Source organism: Collinsella sp. OM08-14AT (genome assembly GCF_003438115.1).
GTDB lineage: Bacteria > Actinomycetota > Coriobacteriia > Coriobacteriales > Coriobacteriaceae > Collinsella.
Window position 1 is genome coordinate 41,521 of record NZ_QSTE01000011.1, and the last position, 19,817, is coordinate 61,337.

The following is a 19,817-nucleotide window of genomic DNA, read 5'->3' on the forward strand; positions in this document are numbered from 1 at the left end:
CGTCCGCGCAGGTGTCAATCGATTTACTTGCTGGGGTCGATTATATATTTACCCATGGCACGCAGAGCTGGGTCTGACAGGATGGCGCCGAGTTCGTCGAGGGAAGCCACCTTGGCGACCATCGAGGATACGTCGAGCCTGCCAGAGTCGATGAGCTCGAGCGCGCGACGCTGCGTATAAGGGTTGATGTAGGACGAGGTAAGCACAAGCTCCTTCTGGAAGACCTCGAAGGGCTTGACGGTGATTGTCTCATCGGGCTTGGTGAGGCCGAACATCATGACCGTAGCCTTGTGGCCGGCGATCTGGATGGCCTGCTCGATGGTGACTGGCTTGCCAACACACTCGATAACGACATCGACGTTGCCGACGCCCTCCTGCTTCAGGCGGGCCGGGACGTCCTCGTGGATGGAATCAATTGCCAGGTCGGCGCCGAGTTTGAGCGCAACCTCGCGCTTGCCCTCGACGGGCTCGAGCAAGACGACCTTGGTGGCGCCGGCGTTTTTGGCAAGCTGCATCATGAGCAGACCGATCATGCCACCGCCGATAACGACAACTGTGCTGCCGGGCTTGATGTTGCACATATCAATGCCGTGCAGGCAGCAGGAGACGGGCTCGGTCATAGCACCCTGCTCAAAGCTGGTGTGATCGCCCAACTTGTAGACTTGCTGCATATCGACGGAGCAGTACTCGGCAAAGCCGCCGTTAACGGTGGTGCCGTAACCGGTCATATGCTCGCAGTAGTGGTTGATTCCGTCGCGGCAGGGTTCGCAGCAGCCGCAGGGATGGTTTGGGTCGATGCACACGCGATCGCCCGGTTTAAAGCCAGCGACGTCGCTGCCCACGGCCTCGACAACGCCCGCAAACTCATGACCAAGGATCGTGGGCGGGGTAACGTCGGCTGCACCCTTGTCGCCTTCATAGATATGAACGTCGGTACCGCAGACGCCGCAAGCTTTGACGTTGATCAGAACGTCGCGCCTGCCCACGGCCGGCTTTGCCGATTCCTCGACTCTGAGGTCGTGCTTTCCATAGAAGACCGCACTTTTCATGGTGACTCCTTAACGTGGCGGTGAATGTTGTATCGAAGTATAGGTATGTAAACATCCTTATACAAGCATATCTAGACAAGTTGATAAATTTTTTGGTTTTAAAGAATTACGACAAACAGGCAATAACAGGTAAATTATTTGAAATAAACCGTTCACCGTCAATTATCGACCGCTGACCGAACATAGAAACCGTATTAACTTGTCTAGATAAGTGATATGATAAAAAAAGAAGCGCAAGAAGTCGGGGACACGGGCCCACCCGTCCTATTGCACGAGGTACACGCAAACGGCGCGTCTGCGGTCTCGAGTGAAGCCAAAACCGCAGCCGCTCCGAATGAAGAGAGGGGGATTCCCCGTCATGATGCAAAAGATACAACGTTTCGGCGGTGCAATGTACACGCCTGCAATTCTTTTCGCATTTTCCGGAATCGTCGTCGGCCTGGGTACGTTGTTTACCACCGAGGCGATCTTTGGCGAGATGGCCACTGCGGGCCATCTTTGGTTTGATTGCTGGAATGTGCTGCTCCAGGGTGGTTGGACGCTCTTTAACCAGATGCCGTTGCTGTTTTGCGTAGCGTTGCCAATCTCGCTCGCGAACAAGCAGAACGCTCGCTGCTGCATGGAGGCTTTGGCCATCTACCTTACCTTCAACTACTTTGTAAGCACAATCTTGGGGCAGTGGGGCCCTGTCTTTGGGGTCGACTACTCTGTCGAGGCGGGCAGCGGTACTGGTCTTGCCACTATCGCAAGCATCAAAACGCTTGATATGGGCATCATGGGCGCGCTGATCATTTCTGGTATCGCCACGATGCTTCACAACAAGTACTTCGACACCGAACTTCCTGAGTGGCTGGGCGTGTTCTCGGGCTCCGTGTTCATCTATATGATCGGTTTCTTCGTTATGGTTCCGGTCGCTATTATCGCCTGCCTGGTGTGGCCGCATGTTCAGGCTGCTATCGCCGCCTTCCAGGGATTCATCCTTTCCGCCGGTACGTTTGGCGTGGGCGTCTTTGCGTTCTTCGAGCGCGTGCTGATTCCTACGGGCCTGCACCACTTTATCTATACGCCGTTCTATTACGACAACGCGGCGGTCAACGGCGGCATCTTTGCTGCTTGGGCCAACATCCTGCCCCAATTGGCTGCCGATCCGAGCATTGCTCTTAAGGATGCCGCACCCTGGGCTGCCTATACCTGCCCTGGTTGGACTAAAGTCTTCGGCTCGCTTGGCGTCGCCATTGCGTTTTATATGACCGCCAAACCCGAGCGCAAGCAGCGCGTCAAGGCTCTGCTAATCCCGGTCACCCTTACCGCTATGCTTTGCGGTATTACCGAGCCGCTTGACTTCACCTTCCTGTTCATTGCGCCCGGCCTGTTCGTCGTCCACTGCGTGCTCGGAGCGCTCGGCTGCATGGCTCAAAACCTCCTTGGCGTCGTGGGTATCTTTGACGGCGGCATCATCTCGATGCTCTCGTGGGACTGGCTGCCCCTTTGGGCCGCACACGGTCTGCAGTACGCCATCTCCATCCTTGTCGGTCTGTGCTTTACCGCCCTTTGGGTCGTGGTCTTCCGTTTCCTGATCGTCAAGTTCGACTTTAAGACCCCCGGTCGCGAGGATGATGATGTTGAGGTCGAGCTCAAGTCCAAGGCCGACTACAAGCAAAAGCAGGGCGGTGCTGCTGCTAGCAAATCGGTCGCCAAGAGTAAAGATGATGAGCGCTTGGTGCTTGCCGAGAACATCCTCGATCTACTCGGTGGCACGGATAACGTCATCGACGTAACTAACTGCGCCACCCGTCTGCGCGTTAACGTCAAGGACAAGGGCGCCGTTGCACCCGAGGCCTCCTTCAAGGCGATCGGTACGCATGGCTTGGTGGTCCAAGGCCAGTCAATCCAGGTCATCATCGGCCTTACCGTCCCGCAGGTTCGCGAGAAGTTCGAAAGTCTTCTGAAGTTCGAGAGTCTTCTGTAAACCATCGTCCATCGAAACAATCGGCCTTGCAGAGCCGGTATGCACCGCAAGGCCCATTCTAGAGATAAAAAACTCCACTTCTAGGTAACAATTCCAAACCGCGCAGGCCGCGTGCGGGGACGGATTGAGCAAGCGGCCAGAATGAGGAGGACATCATGTCCAAGAAAAACTATGCCGTGACCATTGCCGGCGGTGGCTCCACCTTCACTCCGGGTATCGCCCTGATGCTGCTTGAGGAGCGTGACCGCTTTCCGGTCAACAAGGTGACCTTCTACGACAACAACGCCGAGCGTCAGGAGATTGTGGCCAAGGCCTGCGAGATTTACTTCCACGAAAACGCTCCCGAGGTTGAGTTTAGCTACACCACCGATCCCGAGACGGCTTTCACCGGTACCGACTTCGTCCTTGCTCACATCCGCGTTGGCCTGTACGCCATGCGCGAGCTCGACGAGAAGATTCCTCTCAAGTACGGCTGCGTTGGCCAGGAGACCTGCGGTGCCGGCGGCATCGCCTACGGCATGCGTTCCATCGGCGGCGTCATCGAGATCCTCGACTACATGGAGAAGTACAGCCCCAACGCCTGGATGCTCAACTACTCCAACCCCGCAGCTATCGTCGCCGAGGCCTGTCGCGTGCTGCGCCCCAACAGCCGCATCATCAACATCTGCGACATGCCGATCGACCTCATGGATAAGATGAGCCGTATGTGCGGCATCAAGGATCGTCGCGAGCTGCAGTATAGCTACTACGGCCTCAACCACTTTGGTTGGTGGAGCAAAATCTACGACAAGGAGGGCAACGACCTCATGCCGCAGATTAAGGAGCACATGGCTAAGAACGGCTACCTGGACGGCATCGAGCACGAGGCCGGTAAGGAGCAGCATGTCGAGGAGAGCTGGATTCACACCTTCGGCAAGGCCAAGGATGTCTATGCTGTCGATCCCGAGACGATTCCCAATACCTACCTCAAGTATTACCTGTACCCGGACTATGTCGTCGAGACGTCTGACCCTAACTACACTCGCGCCAATGAGGTTATGGACGGCCGCGAGAAGAAGGTCTTTGGCGCTTGCCGCGACATCATCGCTAAGGGTACGGCCAAGGACGGCGGCTTTGAGCCGGATGTTCACGCCAACTACATCGTCGACCTTGCCTGCGCGCTGGCCGAGAACACGCTCGAGCGCTTCCTGCTGATCGTCCCCAACGATGGCGCTGTGCCCAACTTCGACCCGACGGCCATGGTCGAGGTGCCTTGCATCGTTGGTTCCAACGGCTTTGAGAAGATCTGCCAGGGTCCGATTCCGCAGTTCCAGAAGGGCCTGATGGAGCAGCAGGTTTCCGTCGAGAAGCTCGTTGTCCAGGCTTGGGTCGAGGGCAGCTACCAGAAGCTCTGGCAGGCGCTCACGCTTTCCAAGACCATCCCTTCGGCGAGCGTTGCTAAGCAGATCCTGGACGAGCTCATCGAGGCCAACAAGGATTTCTGGCCCGAGCTTAAGTAAGGACTGCAGTCTCGAACTCTCACTCATCTCTGCTTCATTTGCGCCGCCGTGGCGTCCGGGTTCGCCCAGATGCTGCGGCGGCGCTATACTTATGCAGTTTAAAGTACCTGTACCAAAAGGAGCTGTCGTGTCCCTTTCCATCGGTATCGTGGGCCTGCCCAACGTGGGCAAGTCGACGCTGTTCACCGCGCTTACCAAAAAGACCGGCCTTGCCGCCAACTACCCGTTTGCCACGATCGACCCCAACGTGGGTATCGTCGATGTGCCCGATAGCCGCCTGCAAAAGCTCGCCGATATCGTCAACCCGGGCCGCATTGTGCCGGCTACGGTCGAGTTCGTCGACATCGCAGGTCTGGTGAAGGGCGCCAACGAGGGCGAGGGTCTGGGCAACCAGTTCCTGGCCAACATTCGCGAGACCGACGCCATCTGCGAGGTCGTGCGCTACTTTAAGGATCCCAACGTTATGCGTGAGGTGGGCCGCACGGGCGAGTTCGTCGATCCCGCCGGCGATGCCGACACCATCATGACTGAGCTCATCCTGGCCGATATGGGCACGCTCGAGAAGCAGCTGCCCAAGCTCGAGAAGGAGGCCAAGCGCGACAAGGAGCTCATGCCCAAGTTCGAGGTCGCCAAGCGTCTGCTTGCCTGGCTCAACGAGGGCAAGCGCGCCGCATCCATGGAGATGACCGACGAGGAGCGTGCCGCCGCCAAGGGTCTGTTCCTGCTCACTATGAAGCCCATCCTGTATGTGGCCAACGTGGATGAGGATATGCTCAATGACGACCTGGCGCCCATCGACGGTGTCAAGCCGTTGCCCATCTGCGCCAAGATCGAGGCCGAGCTTTCCGAGCTCGATCCCGAGGACGCAGCCGACTACCTGGAGAGCCTGGGCCTGGAGCAGCCAGGTCTGGACGTGCTCGCGCAGGCCGCCTACAAGCTGCTTGGCCTGCAGTCGTTCTTTACGGCTGGCGAGATGGAGGTCAAGGCCTGGACGGTGCGTCAGGGCGCGACCGCCCCGCAGGCCGCCGGCGTCATCCACACCGACTTTGAGCGCGGCTTTATTAAGGCCGAGGTCATTGGTTACGACGACTACATCGAGCTTGGTGGCGAGCAGGGCGCCAAGGCTGCCGGCAAGCTGCGTATTGAGGGCAAGGACTATGTTATGGCCGATGGCGACGTCGTGCACTTCCGCTTTAACGTGTAAGGACGACGCATATGTTTAAATATGGCAAAAAAGCTGGCTACATGGGTATTGCGCTGCTCGTACTTGCGGTGATTCCGCTGGTGGTCGCAGCGTGTGTTATCCCCAACATTGGTCCCGAGGTGGCAACAAAGTTTAATGCTGCCGGCGAGGCGACGCGCTGGGGCAAGAGCTACGAGTTGCTGGCGTTGCCGGTGCTCAATCTGCTGCTGAGCGTGGCGACGTACTTTACGGCGGGACGCCAGGCAAAAAACAACGATGACTCCGCCGCCATGGCACGCATCGTGTGCGAGCGCTACCTGCGCAACGGTTGCATCACGGGTGTGTTCCTCAACGTGATTAACGTTTACTTTATGTACTCGGCTATTACCGGAACAGGCTTTGGCTTTGGTTTCTAGCTTGTCCTTTTAGGCAACGAGCCTGCACGCATATTCAATGGCTGCTGCGAGGCCGCCGCTCGATCGTGGTTTAAAGACCATATCGGCGGCGGCCTCGTTTTCGTATCCGGAACCGCGGAGGGCGAGTGCGATACCGGCTTCTAAAAGGAGCGGCAGGCCGCGTTGGCTGGTTGCGATTACGGCAGCCTGATTGAGCGAGCGGCTGTGCGCTTGGCATTGGATGACAAGTTCGCCTTGCGCCGGGCAAGGGACCAGAACGGCGGCGACGCGACTTGATAGCAATGCAAATGCTGTGCGCTCATCGGGCGAAAGACATTCTGCTTCAACGACGACGAGCTTGGGCGGTGCGCTGTTTGTGCGAAGCGTGGCTCGGTACGTGCGGACCGAAGAACCCGACATAGAAAACTCCTGTGTATTCGGCAAAACGTAAACTATAGTTTACGTTTATGTTCGGCTCCATTTCAAACTCGTCTGCATGGACGAACGTGCTAAACAGATTCTTGGCAGGCGGGTCGAAGAGACACGCAGGGACCTTGGTATCTCCAAGGTTGATTTTTGTGTGGCGACAGGAATCAGCCGACCCTACCTCGACCGAATCGAAGATGGGACGGCAAATTTCACGCTCAAGGTTCTATTTAAGATCGCGCCCGCACTCGGCATGACGGTGTCAGAGCTTCTCGAGGGGATCGAATAGGGGATACCCGTCGACAACTGAATTACGCCATCGGGATGCGGTCGTGGTTGACTTGGCTGTAGAACAGGCGCTGGATCTCGGCGGCATCGCGTGACTGGCCGAGTGCCCACATGGTTTTGGCTACGAGCGTCTCGGTGGTCATGTCGTCGCCGCGCAAAATACCCGAATGATCGGCGTAAGCGCGGCCGACCTCATAAACACCCAGGTCAAGGCCCTCTTCGGGGACCTGCGTGGTCATAACGACAGTGCGGCCCGAATCGACCCAGCGGAAAATTGTCTCTTGGAACGACTCGCCCGACTCACCAAACTCGGGGATGCCGCCAATGCCAAAGGTCTCCAGGATTACAGCATCGTAGCTATCGGCAAGGGCGTCCAGGATACCCGGGTTCACGCCGGGCGTGAGCTTAAGGACAAACACACGCGGGTCGATACTGTCGTAGAAACGAACCGGGCACTCATTCTGGTGAGTGCCGTGAATCCCGTTGCGCACGATGCGGTCGTTGCGGATGTAGGCAATGGGCGGATAGTTGACACTAATGAACGCGTTAAAGCTCATGGTGCGCTGCTTGCGGGCGCGCGTGCCGGCAATTGCCACGCCGCCAAACACGATCGAGACATCGTGCGAATGCTCGTCGAGCGCATAGAGCAGGCTCTGGTACAGATTGAGCTTGGCATCGGTAAAGGGGTTGCCCATGGGCTTTTGCGAGCCGGTGAGCACGATGGGCTTGGGGCTGTCCTGAATCAGGTAGGAAAGCGCCGCCGCGGTGTAGCTCATGGTGTCGGTGCCGTGCAGAATCACGAAGCCGTCGTGGTCGGCGTAACCCTCGACGATGACGTCGCGGATACGCATCCAGTCGCTCGGGCGCATATTGGTGCTGTCGATGTTCATGGGCTGCACGACGTCGAGCTCGCAGAGGCCCGAGATCTCGGGGACGCTCTGGGCGAGTTCCTCACCGGTCAGGGCGGGGGAGAGGCCGTTGCCGTCCTCGGTCGATGCGATGGTGCCGCCCGTGGCGATGAGAAGGATGCGCTTCATGCTGGTATTCCTATCGTATTTGCCGCCGCGAGGGCGGAGTCGTTCGGCAGTATTGTGGCACAGGGCGTCCAATGTTCAAACGTATTACATCATCCGTAACGTTTGGTAACACTTCAATTGCCGTCAAATAGGGGTCCAGGTCGTGCGTTTGCCGTGCGCTGATGGTTGCGAGGGACGAGAAACCCCATATAACGTGTACACTATGAAAGCTATTTCGTTCATTCACGCGGGTGAGCATCGGCTCCCCGCCAACAAGAGGGGGAAACCATGGATCAAAAGGCTTCCGCAAAGGTCCTCGTACTCGACTTTGGTGCGCAGTACGGTCAGCTCATTGCCCGTCGCGTCCGCGACCTCAACGTGTATTCCGAGATCGTTCCCTGCGACATCTCGGCCGACGAGATTCGCGAGATGAACGCCTCTGCGCTCATCCTTTCCGGCGGCCCGGCTTCTGTGTATGCCGAGGACGCTCCGTCCATCGACCCCGCCATCTTTGACCTGGGCCTTCCCGTCCTGGGCTTCTGCTACGGTCATCAGATCACGGCCGTGACGCTCGGTGGCAAGGTCGGCCACTCCGAGGTGGGCGAGTATGGCCGCGCCACCATCACGCGCACGGCAGGCGCCAAGCTCTTTAACTCCACGCCCATGGAGCAGACCGTGTGGATGAGCCACCGCGATGCCGTCTCCGAGGTGCCCGAGGGCTTTACCGTTACCGCCAGCACCGACGTGTGCCCGGTTGCCGCCATGGAGTGCGTCGAGCGCAAGATCTTCACCACGCAGTTCCACCCCGAGGTCAAGCATTCCGAGTACGGTCAGCAGCTGCTGAGCAACTTCCTGTTTGAGATCTGCGGCCTGGAGCCCAACTGGAGCATGGACAACCTGGTCGAGACCATGACGGCCGAGTTCCGCGAGAAGGTCGGCGACGACCGCGTGATTCTGGCCCTGTCCGGCGGCGTCGACTCCTCCGTCGTGGCTGCGCTGGGCGCCCGCGCCGTAGGCAAGCAGATGACCTGCGTGTTCATCAACCACGGTCTGCTGCGCAAGGGCGAGCCCGAGCAGGTGGAGGAGGTCTTCACCAAGCAGTTTGACGTCGACTTTATCCACGTCCACGCCGAGGACCGTTATGCCGAGCTTCTGGCCGGCGTGACCGAGCCCGAGGAGAAGCGCCGCATCATCGGTACGCAGTTCTGGAAAGAGTTCTTCGCGGTTGCTCAGCAGCTTGAGACCGATGGTAAACCCGTGAAGTACCTGGCTCAGGGCACCATCTACCCCGACATCATCGAGTCCGGCGCTCGCAAGACGGGCGGCAAGACGGCCACCATCAAGAGCCATCACAACCTGATCCCGTTCCCCGAGGGCGTGCACTTCGACCTCATTGAGCCGCTCGACCACTTCTTTAAGGACGAGGTCCGCGCGCTTGGTCTGGCGCTGGGCCTGCCGGGTCACATCGTGTTCCGCCAGCCTTTCCCGGGCCCGGGTCTGGCCATCCGCATCATCGGTGCGGTCGACAAGGAGAAGCTCGAGATCCTCAAGAATGCCGACGCTATCGTGCGCGAGGAGCTCGACGCCTACAACCAGCGCCTGTTTGAGCAGACCGGCGAGCGCAACTCCGAGCACAGCTGCTGGCAGTACTTTGCGGTCCTGCCCGACATCAAGTCCGTCGGCGTTATGGGTGACGAGCGCACTTACCAGCGCCCGATCATCCTGCGTGCCGTCGAGTCCAGCGATGCCATGACCGCCGACTGGGCCAAGCTGCCCTACGACGTCCTGGCTCGCATCTCCGGCCGCATCGTTGCCGAGGTCCCTGGCGCCAACCGCGTCTGCTACGACATTACGTCCAAGCCGCCCGCGACCATCGAGTGGGAATAGAAAATTCCTTAGTTATGGGGGTATTAATTTGATTTCCTTTAGGATACACCCCCATAACTATATGAATTGACCTGCTGACTCCAATGAAGATTGGAGGGTAACGGCCAGGGGTGACGGCCCAGCGAGTGTTATTTTGCGAGCTATGCGCGTTGAAAGCGACCTTTCGTGGCACAAACTACTTGCCGGAAGCCGCGGCTTTCAGAGTACGGCTTACGTGTACGTTTAACCTCCGTGGGCGACGGGGTGCCGCAAGGCGTAGAATATCGCCCACCTGTAGGGGCCTGCAGCGATGCGGGCCCCGCTTCGTATGAGGGGGCGCAACCGATGAAGATCGTATCCATCTCCCAGGATTTCTTCGGCTTCATCGAAGGCGACCGCGAGCTCATGCTTAAGCACAATCGTCCCTGCATCGTGGTGGTGAGGCTGCGTTTCCGCGGAAAGCGCAGGGACTTCGCCGTGCCGCTGCGTTTCAACATCGCCCCTAACGTGCCCAAAGACCAGTACTTTGCGCTGCCACCCCGTCCCACGACGCGCCCCGGCTGCCGCCACGGCATCCACTACATCAAGATGTTCCCCATAACCAAGGCCTACCAGCGCCGCTTCAGGACCGAGGGCTCGGCCTACTACGAGACACTCCAGCGCATCATCGACGGCAACACCAAGCGCATCGTCTTCGAGTGTCAGGCGTACCTCGACCTCTATGAGCGCGAGGGAAGGCCCCGCTTCGCCGTCGACATCGACCGTATCGTGGGGCTGCTGGAGGGCGAGAAGTAGGGCACCTCGGCTCAGTCTCGAGCCATGCGGAGTCGCTCCGCATTTTTGAACGCCGCGTGTGCACCCCAAATACGTGAGAAACAAGCTGTGAAGTGCGGCGGCGCGCCCGTACCCGTGCATAGCCATCACCATCAGCGTCTACGCGGCGTCGGCTTCAAGTGGAACTGGCCCCACTGCTGTATATGGTTTGCCTTGCTGCACATGGCGATCAATGCCCACGATGCTTCTGCTTGCGCTTCAGCTTTCGCTGCTCGAAGCGCGCCTCCGCCTCATCCGCGCGACGCTGGCTTCTTGCTTGAGCCGACTCCTGCTTCATCGCTTCCCGCTGTGCTGCGAGCGCCTGTTGTGCCTTGGTGCTCACCGCGGGCCGCTTAAGGGCTTTCGCTGCCTCGCGAGCGCGTCGCTTGGGATTCTTCGCGGGCTTGCTTGTTTCCGTGGCCTCGTCGCCGAAGAACGTGAGCTTCGCCCATTTGCTTGTAATGAATTGCAGGATTTCCTCGTTGGACGGCTCTGTGCCGAAGACGATGCGGGCGACGCCGTATCTGCCGTCCTCGACATGCTCCGCCAGCCCGACCCAGAATTGGCCGTCGTGATATACGGTCAGGGTGGGCGACGCGCTGATCTGCATGGCTGGTTCCTCCTTTATGTAGATGACCATGCAGAGAAGGGACAACCAAGGAAGCAGGTTACTGATGCGGACTCCCGCACGCCCACGACTACCCGACGGGGACTGTGTTTTCATCTCTGGTGCCCGCATTGTAGCACGCGCGGATTTACGGTGTTGATTGCCGGCGCCTAGACGGGGATGAAGGCGGTTCGATCCAGGTCAAGCCGGTCGCCCGTTCATGAAGCGGCCGATGGCCGCGTTCATGAACGGGCGTCTGATTCCCTGAAAAATAATAGGCACCCATGAGGACACCTACAGGCTATCTTCGAACTACTTGGTTTGGGGCAGACGGAGGAAAAAAATAGGGCAGAACCGCTCTCACGATCCCGCCCCGCAAACCCGAGGGTTTCTAACTGGCTCCATTATTCCGGGCCTCTCAGTTCTGTCATTGACCCAGGTATCACCCGTCTCCTATAGCGAGTGAATATAAAAATAGGGCAGAGTCGCTTGCGCAAGTCCGCCCCTAAAACCGTGAAGGTTTTGCTATCTGCAGGCTATTCTACCAACCCGAGCGATTCTGTCAACCTGCGAAGGAACTCGAGCGCGGAGCGAGCTGCGGCGTCGGGCCCCTTGTCGGGCAGCGCCTCGGTTTCGCCGTCGGCCCTGGCGAACATCCCGGCGAGCTCGGATGCGGCGCGCGAGCGCGAGGAGCCCTCGGGTACCAAGCCGGAGTGCGCCACGAGCACGGTCGCGACCTCCTGCATGGCCGTGTTCCCCATCCACTTCCTCCTGGTCGCCTTAGGAATTCCCACGGCGGCGACCCTTCGGGAGACGCCGCTGGACGCCGAGCCCCGGGCGGCGCCCCTCTCGGCGAAGCAGTTGATCAGGCACGAGCCGTGCGCGGCGCAGTTGCGGACGGACTTCACGCGCTTGAGGTCGTAGTGGGAGGCCTCGAGGCGCCTGTCGCCCCATCGCCTGGCGCAGAAGCGCACGAAGTCGATGAGGGTGCCGAACGAGGTGAGCTCAAGGAAGGCCCAGGCAGGCATGTCGCCGGAGTACTTCGCGTAGAGGCTCGAGCTGTAGGGGCTGCGGCCGCTCATCTTGAGCTCGCGCAGGCGGTACTCCCTGTTTGCAGTGGTAAGCGATGCCATGTAGTCGGCCACGATGGCGTAGCCGTCCTCTCCGCGGTCCTCCATCTCGCGAAGCAGTGTCACCTTCTGGAAATGCTCGATGTCGAGCGTCATGCCGAGCAGGGCGTGGCGCAGCTCCTGGTCGAGCGCCGCGAGCAGGCGCAGCTGGCCGAAGTCGAGGTCTACGTAGCGGCCGTCGCGCGGGCCTCCCTCGTATTTCGAGAAGAGTTTGCGGTAGGATGCGAGCTTGAAGAAGTTGCACTTGTCGCGCAGGTAGTCCGCGGCCTCTTCCTCGGAACACAGCTCGAAGGCTACGCCCTTCTGCTTGAGGTGCTCTATCTGCTGCTCGATCGTGAGGATCGGCTTCCTATCGTGGGGTTCGGCCATGCTCGGTCTCCTGTCATAAAAAGTATTGCCTATTTTACCAGCATGTTCTCGACATTCGATGGAGGCCTCATCGTCGACTCATGGGCAAGCCGCCTGATACGACTCCCTTTCCCTGTCAGCAGCGCAGTCGCCTGACCTGCGGCTTTGGAATCGCGTTGGAAGCCGCCCGCGACCAATCATTTGCAGTTGTTGCGAGTGGCTTGCGCGTGATGCTGCGGTTGAGTTTCAGAAACGGGCGATTCCGCCCAATCGGGCACCCGAATCACGGCCGGAAGCTCCTTTGGGACAAAAACAAAAACTCAATGCCCTGAGTTTGGAAAAAGTTTTTGAGGTTGTCCCAACTTTTGTCCCCGAAGCCGACGAAACGCGACATCGCGGCATTCGGCGGCACGCGTTCCATGTCGATGCCGAAAACTGGATGCAACTGGAATGACGGGACGACAGAACCAAAGCCATCGAGTGGGAGTAGGACGACAGGGTTCTGACCTGCGATTTTGAGTGCCGCACTATGCCGCTGAGTTTCGTTTCGTACGAGAGTCATGACAAAGCCACCAGCGACGGAGATGAGTAAAAGCGATTAAAGAGCCTCCGTTCCCTGCGTTGGGACGGAGGCTCTTTCTTTGCCGTTTTACTCCCTTGTCTCCGTTCGGGGATTATTTCCTGCTCATTTAGGGCTATTCGCGCTGAAAGATTTTGACTAGCTTGGTGTCCTTTATTTCGTAGACAATGTCTGCGACGTTCTCGACCAGCCTCTTATCGTGGGAGACGAACACTATCGTTCCGGCATAGGCGCTCATCATCTGCTCGAGGGCTTCGGCGCTCTTGATGTCCAGGTAATTTCCAGGCTCGTCCATGAGCAAGATGTTGTATCTGCCCAGCAGCATCTTCGCGAGTAGCAGCTTGATGACTTCGCCTCCCGAGAGAACGCCAACGTCCTTTGTCAGGTCGCGCGGTCCGATTCCCATAGAGGCGAGGATGCCTCGAATTTCGGTCATGCTGTACTCGCAACCATTCTGCATGAACGAGATCACAGACTGGCAGGCGTCGAACTTGTAACCTGTCTGTTCGAAGTAGCCGATCTCTGCTTTGGGAGAGATGTTGATACCGTCGGCGCGTCGAACGATTGCCTTCAGCAGGCTGGTCTTTCCTGTGCCGTTGCCACCGGTGATGGCCACTTTGGCACCGAGCGGTATCTCGAATTTCGCGTGGTCATAGAGCACGCAGTTGCCGAAGCTCAAGCTGAAATCATCTGCCGAGATGGGAAATTTGCTGTGCAGTTCCAGGGCCTTGCTCTGGCGGAAGCGCACGGCGCGAATGCTATCTGGGGCCTCGATCCCTTCGAGCGCTTCGAGGCGCTTCTCCATGTTCTTAGCTGCCTGATGCATTTTCTTCTGCTTGGTGCCGGTTGTTTTCTGATGCCCCAAGCGACCTGCATACTCGTTGCTTTTTTTCGCACCCTTCCGCTTGGCGTCGACCTGCCGTGCTTTTTTCCGCTGTTTTTCGATGGCGGCTTCGAGGCGATCGCGCTCGCGCATCGCCTCTTCGTATCGAGTCGCCTGAGCTTTGCGCTCTTCTTCTTTCTGTCGCAGATAGTCGGAGTAGTCACCCCAGAATTCGGAAATACCGCCGTCTTTGAGCTCCCAGATCTTGTCTACCACCTGGTCGAGAAAATGACGGTCATGGCTCACGATGAGCAGGGCCCCATCAAATGCCTTGAGCTGTCCGACGAGAAGGCGGATGCCGTCTTGGTCGAGGTGGCTCGTAGGCTCGTCGGCGAAGATCGCGCTTGCATGCTGGGAGAGCGCAGAGGCAATCTTGGCGCGTGTTTCCTCCCCGCCGCTCATCGTCTCCTGCGCCACTTCGGCGACGTTGAGACGGGAGAGCATCTCGCCGTTGTCCTGAGCCGCATCAAGGTCGAGTTCGTCGAGCTGGCCGATGAGGGCAATGCTGCCGAAGCGCCTGACGTCGGCGTCCGCAATGGTTAGATTGCCGCTCAGGATTTTTAGCAGGCTGGTTTTGCCTGCACCGTTGTCTCCTACCAAGCCGATGCGATCGTAGGGGTAGATTTCCAATTCTTCGATGTCCAGAATATCGCGGCCGGCATATTCCAAAAAGATGTCTTTAGCTTTGACTATGAGTTCCATAAGTTGAACCACCTTTTGTGTATTGTCGTTTTCTGGAAGCGCAGCCATGCCAATAAAGAATCGTTCACGTCGATTTTTCGCCTTTGCCCGATTGCCGGCGTGAGCGTTTTGGCCTTGCGCAAGCCGGCAAATCCGAAAATGATAGTTGGCGGCGAATAAGGAGCGCGATGTGGGATGTCGGCGCAATACCTCGTCGTCGCAAGGGCTTGAAGGCTGACGCGCGAACCGATGGCTGCCGCCTCTTTTTTCGAATGCTTGGGCTATTGAATCTGCCCGGAATCTTTTTTCCCCACGTTTCGGACGCTTGGAGCGAGAAGCATCGCCAACGCAAGCAGTGTCATGGTCGCTCCAGAACCGACGGACCACAACGGAGCTCCGAGCAGGTGCGCAAAAACGGAGGGGGCTGCGAGGCCCATGGGCATGGCCCACGCCATAATGGTTCCATAGAGACCAAAAACGCGGCCTAGGTACTCAGGAGGTATCTGCTCCTGCATAAGGGCAGTCTGGGTTCCCGCGTACAGCGGGGAGCATGCGCCCATAAGAAAGCTCGCCGGTAGGAAAGAGGCGAACAGCGACGGGCCGAGCAATCCGGATGCGATTGCGACGACGCCGAAGCCGGCGATTGCGGCGACCATGGTGAGCGACCTATTGCGGAACCCTCCCGTGGCCGCCAAAATGCCGGACCCAGCCAGCATGCCTGCGGAGAAAAGGACCTCCACCAAAGCAGCATCCCCCGTGCTACCGCCAAAATGTCCCAAGGTCATTATTGGGAACAATGCCGCGAGTGGGGAGAACGCGAAAGCGAAGACGAACCCGCACCAAAGAATGGCGAACAGCCCCCTGTATCCCCTGATCAGCTTGTAGCCGTCCGAAATCTCAGAGAAAAGTTCTCGAACTTTATTGGAAAAGGACGAGCTGCGGTCGGCTTCGTCGAGTCCTCCTGCGTCAATCTGAGCGGCGAGGACAGCTAGAGAAGCGAAAAGCGCCCCCAGCACGTCGAGGGCAATCATGGCGGTAATGCCCGCCACAGGATAAATCACTGCCGCGAGCGCGGCGCCAAGAATGTATCCGGCGGACTGAATCGCTTGCATCACTCCCGATAGGCGAACGAGATGCTCTGGCGGGGCGAGATGGGGCGTGAGGGATTGGGAGGCCGGCGTGTAGAACGAAGTGCCAGCTGCGCGGAGAAACAGGGCGATGAGTATTGACCACGCAGGTAAGCTGCCGGCCAACGAGGCAATCGCCAAGGCGGCGCCCACCGCGGCAACGAAGAGGTCGGCGCCGATGAGAACACGTTTCAAAGGCAGTCTGTCGACAACGGCGCCCGCAAGGACTCCGAACAAAGCAATCGGCAGAAAGCCTGCTAACGATGCCAGGGAGAGGAGGGAAGATGATCCTGTCGTGAGGGCGATATGCCAAATGAGACCCATTTGGAGAATCGAGCTCGTCAATGTCGACACGAGCTCCCCGCCCCATACGAAACAAATCTTAAATTGCCATGAATGGCACAGCGAAACAGACCTGCGCCGAGAGGTTTCAAACATCATGGTTATGTCCAATCGTGGAATGGCGTGCAAAACAGCGCGACGCCATAACAGCGCCGCTTTTTAGGCGCTCATCCACGTGCGGAAAAGACCAACCACGACACCCCTCCTTCGCTGACTCAGTTCGGCAAACCACGCAATTTTAAGGAGGCTGAAGCTCGTTTGTCAAGGATTGCCTGTCGGCAAGGACAATCCTTTCTGGCCATTCGATCCCTTTTGTATCTTTGGTTGCGTAGGTGACCCGCCAGGGCTATTACGCGTGGAAGAGGCGCCTGCCGAGCTGGCCGATGAGGCGCTGAAGATGGCCCTGGTCAGGCGAAACGATCCCAAGGGATGCGTACATCATTCGGATAGTAAGAATGTTGCCAGCAGGTTTTGCGGCAACCGCAAAGGAGCCGTATCCTGCAGCTGGAATCACGTTGCAGCATCCTGACCCGCATTCCGATTGGCGGACGGCCCGCTTCGGCATCCTGACCAGCACAGCGATCGAGCCTTGTCATTCCTTGGATATGCCGGTTGCTCGGGGCGGTCCCGACGGAGGCCCTCGCCTCCCCGGTCCGTGACCCAAGAAGGGCAAGCATGCTGATCTGCATGGCTGGTTCCTCCTTTATGTAGACGACCATGCAAAGAAGGGACAACCGAGGAGGCAGGTTACTGATGCGGGCTCCCGCACGCCCATGACTACCCGACGGGCTTTTTTTCATCTCCGATGCCCGCATTGCAGCATGAACGAATGTGCCTCGACATCTCTGCTGGCATGGTACGACTGGGATCGCACCTCGACGCATCCTTGCGCATACTGCCTTCCAGGTTTCGAAACCGGGAAGGAGAGTGTATGTGAGCGACGATATCGGCGCCGATTCGACGCTCGAGAGGGAGATTGCGCCGATTCTATCCATCGGGGATGCATTCCCGAAGATTCTCATCACTCGCACGAGGCATGAGCCCCATACCCGGGAGGGCGTGCTCGTGCTGAATTTCGCGAGGTGGCTGCTTGGCGGGTAGGGTTCTGAACGTCGCATTGGGATATCGCGCGACAGGGCACGCAGGGCTGTTTGTGCCCGCACGGGAAACGCCGTCGCCATGCGGGCGGCCTGTCGTGTCCGATTAGCCTTTTGCTAAACAGGCTTACGCCAACTCATGGGCAAGCCACCTGAGACTATTCACTTTGCTTATCGTTGACAAAGACCTGTGGCCTGCGGTTTTGTGAACGGCTCGTAAGCCACCCGCGTCGACTCACTTACTGTTGAAGCTGGTGGCTTGCAGGCTCAAAGGCGGTTGAGTTTCAAAACGGGCGTTTTCGGCGATATCGAGCCTCCAAAGGCGGCTCTCCGTGCCCCTTGGGACAAAAATAAAAACTCAAAGCCCTGAGTTTGAAAAAAGTTTTTTGAGGTTGTCCCAACTTTTGTCCCCGAAGCCGACGAAACGCGACATCGCGTCATTCGGCGGCACGCGTTCCGTGTCGATGCCGAAAACTGGGTGTAACTGGAATGACGGGACGGCAGAACCGACGCCATCGAGTGGGAGTAGCCGAGGGTCTAAAACGGCACGTCACAAAAGGTAGTGAATAGCAATGAAGCCCCAGGTAGAATTGGCTATCTGGGGCTTCTTCATGTAACGCCGCGATGCGCTCCATAACGCTCTATTTGGGGAATTTAGTTCAGGCAATGAAGACGGGCGCTTGAACGCAGAAAGGACGGCACGAGGCCCACTTGAATCCACGGCACTTATCCGCATTATCGTTGCCCCAATGCCCTCTGCATCAAGCGAGGTCGGCGGTTAAGTAACGGCTCGGCGAGTGTTATTTCGAGAGCTACGCGCATCTAAGGCGAGTTTTCGTGGTAAAAACTACTTGCCGGAAGCCGCGGCTTTCAGAGTACGGCTTACGTGTACGTTTAACCTCCGTGGGCGACGGGGTGCCGCAAGGCGTAGAGTATCGCTCACCTGTAGGGGCAGCGCCGCTTCAGGACCTAGGGCTCGGCCTACTACGAGACACTCCAGCACATCATCGACGGCAATACCAAGCGCATTGTCTCCGAGTGCCAGGCATACCTCGATCGCTACGAGCGCGAGGGAAGGCCTCGCTTTGCCGTCGACATCGACCGCATCGTGGGGCTGCTGGAGGGCGAGAAGTAGAGCACCTCGGCTCAGTCTCGAGCCGTGCGGAGTCGCTCCGCATTTTGAACGCCGCGCGCCCCAAATACCCGAGAAACAGGCCATGAGGTGCGGCGGCGCACTCGTGCCTGCGCGCAGCCATCTCCATCAGCGTCTACGGTGCGCTACAACATCGCGGGCAAACCGCCTGACAAGCCGAGCATTCTGATCGTTCCGTCTATGAGCTACGTTGCCGTGCGGGGCAAGGGCGATCCCAATGCCGAAGGCGGCGCGTAGCAGAACGCGTTGCCGCTGCTCTACGGCGTTGCCTATACCATAAAGATGTCGAAGAAGGGCCTGCGGGAAATCGAAGGCTATTTCGACTTCGTCGTGCCGCCGCTCGAGGGCTTCTGGTGGCAAGACCGCGCCGATGGCGAGATCGATTACACGAGGAAAGACGACTTCAACTTTATCTCGTGCATCCGCCTGCCCGATTTCGTCACTTGCGATAGTTAGTGGTCGGGGACGTTCTTTAACGACTAGTCATTTAAGAACGATCCCAATGACTATGCTGCTTGCCTTCGTTATCTGACGACCTGGACGGCAAGTGCGCTCAACTGGATAAGAAAAAGCCGGGGAAAACGTCCCTGGCACTTGGAAGCCTTGCTTGCGGAAAACCAATTATTTTTAAATCATGGGCTGTGCGAAAAGGCAAGTACATGAAACGATCGCTCCAATGGCGAAGCCCCAGCCTGCGCGCCAGCCCATAGGCAAGCCACCTGAGACCACTCACTTTGCTCACCGCTGACGAAGACTTGCGACCTGGGGTTTGCGAGCTGCTCACAGAACCCATGTTGCATATCAAGCTTTAGACTGACTCAGCCAATCACTTCTCGTCAGGCAAGTGATCTGTTCTGTACGGATGTCGTCCATCAGCTCACAGCAGACGTCCTTACGGGTGTGGTGCCAAATAAAGCCGCATTTTTCCTGAACGCGTTTCGATTTCTCGTTCCCGTCGAAGTATCCGCACCAGATTTTGTCCAGTTTCAAGTCCTCGAAACCATGGCGGACGAGCTCTCGAACCGCCTTCGGTATCAGCCCCTTGCCCCAGAACGGGACGCCGATCCAGTAGCCTATTTCTCCCTCAGTGTCCGGGATTTCCTTGTCGGACCGCGCGCCGATCATCAACCCTATGCTTCCAATGGCCCTGTTGTCTTCCTTCAGACAAACGGCGTACGTCTCCGGCGCGGAAAACACGGTGCGGATGATTTCGGCGCTGTCGTCAACGCTCGAGTGAGGCGGCCAGCCGGCAATCGGCCCCACCCTGTCGTCCTTCGCGTATCTGTACAGGTCCTCTGCGTCCGTTTCGGCCCATGGGCGCAGTATCAGCCGCTCGGTTGCCAGTTGCATATCCATCTCCATCGA

16 protein-coding genes and 1 pseudogene are annotated in these 19,817 nt (G+C 58.2%); 9 read left to right on the forward strand and 8 right to left on the reverse strand.

Features of this window, described 5'->3' with window-relative positions:
• Nucleotides 1-23: 23 nt before the first annotated feature.
• The gene (locus DXC18_RS07095; RefSeq protein WP_117716787.1) at nt 24-1,049 is read right to left on the reverse strand and encodes a zinc-dependent alcohol dehydrogenase family protein; all 1,026 of its coding nucleotides are present in this window, start codon (nt 1,047-1,049) and stop codon (nt 24-26) included.
• Nucleotides 1,050-1,410: 361 nt separating this feature from the next.
• Here DXC18_RS07095 and DXC18_RS07100 point away from each other — a divergent pair, with 361 nt between their 5' ends.
• The 4 genes from DXC18_RS07100 to DXC18_RS07115 all read left to right on the forward strand — a co-directional run bounded on the left by DXC18_RS07100 (nt 1,411) and on the right by DXC18_RS07115 (nt 6,116).
• Complete coding sequence (locus DXC18_RS07100) at nt 1,411-3,018, forward strand: alpha-glucoside-specific PTS transporter subunit IIBC (protein ID WP_255413460.1); 1,608 nt, start codon at nt 1,411-1,413, stop codon at nt 3,016-3,018.
• A gap of 155 nt (nt 3,019-3,173) precedes the next feature.
• Nucleotides 3,174-4,517, forward strand: coding sequence for a 6-phospho-alpha-glucosidase (locus tag DXC18_RS07105; protein WP_117716789.1), 1,344 nt, complete (start codon nt 3,174-3,176; stop codon nt 4,515-4,517).
• Nucleotides 4,518-4,644: 127 nt separating this feature from the next.
• Nucleotides 4,645-5,721: a redox-regulated ATPase YchF gene (gene ychF / locus DXC18_RS07110; RefSeq protein ID WP_035136922.1), complete on the forward strand. Its 1,077-nt coding sequence runs from the start codon at nt 4,645-4,647 to the stop codon at nt 5,719-5,721.
• Between the two features lie 11 nt (nt 5,722-5,732).
• Complete coding sequence (locus DXC18_RS07115; RefSeq protein ID WP_117716790.1) at nt 5,733-6,116, forward strand: DUF1648 domain-containing protein; 384 nt, start codon at nt 5,733-5,735, stop codon at nt 6,114-6,116.
• 9 nt (nt 6,117-6,125) lie between these two features.
• On the opposite strand, the gene DXC18_RS07120 is transcribed toward DXC18_RS07115, so the two are convergent.
• Nucleotides 6,126-6,515, reverse strand: a complete 390-nt coding sequence (locus DXC18_RS07120) for a hypothetical protein (RefSeq protein WP_117583322.1) — start codon at nt 6,513-6,515, stop codon at nt 6,126-6,128.
• Nucleotides 6,516-6,591: 76 nt separating this feature from the next.
• On the opposite strand from DXC18_RS07120, the gene DXC18_RS07125 reads away from it, so the two are divergent.
• Nucleotides 6,592-6,810 carry a helix-turn-helix domain-containing protein gene (locus tag DXC18_RS07125; RefSeq protein WP_035136926.1) on the forward strand — a complete coding sequence of 73 codons (219 nt, stop codon included), beginning with the start codon at nt 6,592-6,594 and terminating at the stop codon, nt 6,808-6,810.
• Nucleotides 6,811-6,832: 22 nt separating this feature from the next.
• On the opposite strand, the gene DXC18_RS07130 is transcribed toward DXC18_RS07125, so the two are convergent.
• The gene (locus DXC18_RS07130) at nt 6,833-7,846 is read right to left on the reverse strand and encodes an asparaginase (protein ID WP_117583321.1); all 1,014 of its coding nucleotides are present in this window, start codon (nt 7,844-7,846) and stop codon (nt 6,833-6,835) included.
• A 267-nt stretch (nt 7,847-8,113) separates the two neighbouring features.
• On the opposite strand from DXC18_RS07130, the gene guaA reads away from it, so the two are divergent.
• Together guaA and DXC18_RS07140 are read left to right on the forward strand one after the other, a co-directional pair.
• Nucleotides 8,114-9,712, forward strand: a complete 1,599-nt coding sequence (guaA, locus tag DXC18_RS07135; RefSeq protein ID WP_035136929.1) for a glutamine-hydrolyzing GMP synthase — start codon at nt 8,114-8,116, stop codon at nt 9,710-9,712.
• Nucleotides 9,713-10,036: 324 nt separating this feature from the next.
• The gene (locus DXC18_RS07140; protein ID WP_117716791.1) at nt 10,037-10,486 is read left to right on the forward strand and encodes a hypothetical protein; all 450 of its coding nucleotides are present in this window, start codon (nt 10,037-10,039) and stop codon (nt 10,484-10,486) included.
• Between the two features lie 208 nt (nt 10,487-10,694).
• On the opposite strand, the gene DXC18_RS07145 is transcribed toward DXC18_RS07140, so the two are convergent.
• The 4 genes from DXC18_RS07145 to DXC18_RS07170 form a co-directional block, all read right to left on the reverse strand.
• Nucleotides 10,695-11,114, reverse strand: a complete 420-nt coding sequence (locus DXC18_RS07145) for a YjdF family protein (RefSeq protein ID WP_117716792.1) — start codon at nt 11,112-11,114, stop codon at nt 10,695-10,697.
• Nucleotides 11,115-11,647: 533 nt separating this feature from the next.
• The gene (locus DXC18_RS07155) at nt 11,648-12,610 is read right to left on the reverse strand and encodes an Abi family protein (protein WP_117628874.1); all 963 of its coding nucleotides are present in this window, start codon (nt 12,608-12,610) and stop codon (nt 11,648-11,650) included.
• A 674-nt stretch (nt 12,611-13,284) separates the two neighbouring features.
• The gene (gene abc-f, locus DXC18_RS07165; RefSeq protein ID WP_117716794.1) at nt 13,285-14,754 is read right to left on the reverse strand and encodes a ribosomal protection-like ABC-F family protein; all 1,470 of its coding nucleotides are present in this window, start codon (nt 14,752-14,754) and stop codon (nt 13,285-13,287) included.
• A gap of 260 nt (nt 14,755-15,014) precedes the next feature.
• Entirely contained in the window at nt 15,015-16,301 is a 1,287-nt protein-coding gene (locus DXC18_RS07170) for an MFS transporter (RefSeq protein ID WP_117716795.1), read from the reverse strand.
• An 834-nt stretch (nt 16,302-17,135) separates the two neighbouring features.
• Between DXC18_RS07170 and DXC18_RS10455 the strand changes: the two genes are divergently transcribed.
• Nucleotides 17,136-17,303: a hypothetical protein gene (locus DXC18_RS10455; RefSeq protein ID WP_157966984.1), complete on the forward strand. Its 168-nt coding sequence runs from the start codon at nt 17,136-17,138 to the stop codon at nt 17,301-17,303.
• A 1,269-nt stretch (nt 17,304-18,572) separates the two neighbouring features.
• Nucleotides 18,573-18,896, forward strand: a pseudogene (locus tag DXC18_RS07180) (transcriptional regulator); the annotation flags it as partial.
• Nucleotides 18,897-19,253: 357 nt separating this feature from the next.
• Here DXC18_RS07180 and DXC18_RS07185 read toward each other — a convergent pair.
• Nucleotides 19,254-19,802, reverse strand: a complete 549-nt coding sequence (locus tag DXC18_RS07185; protein WP_117716796.1) for a GNAT family N-acetyltransferase — start codon at nt 19,800-19,802, stop codon at nt 19,254-19,256.
• Between the last annotated feature and the right edge of the window lie 15 nt (nt 19,803-19,817).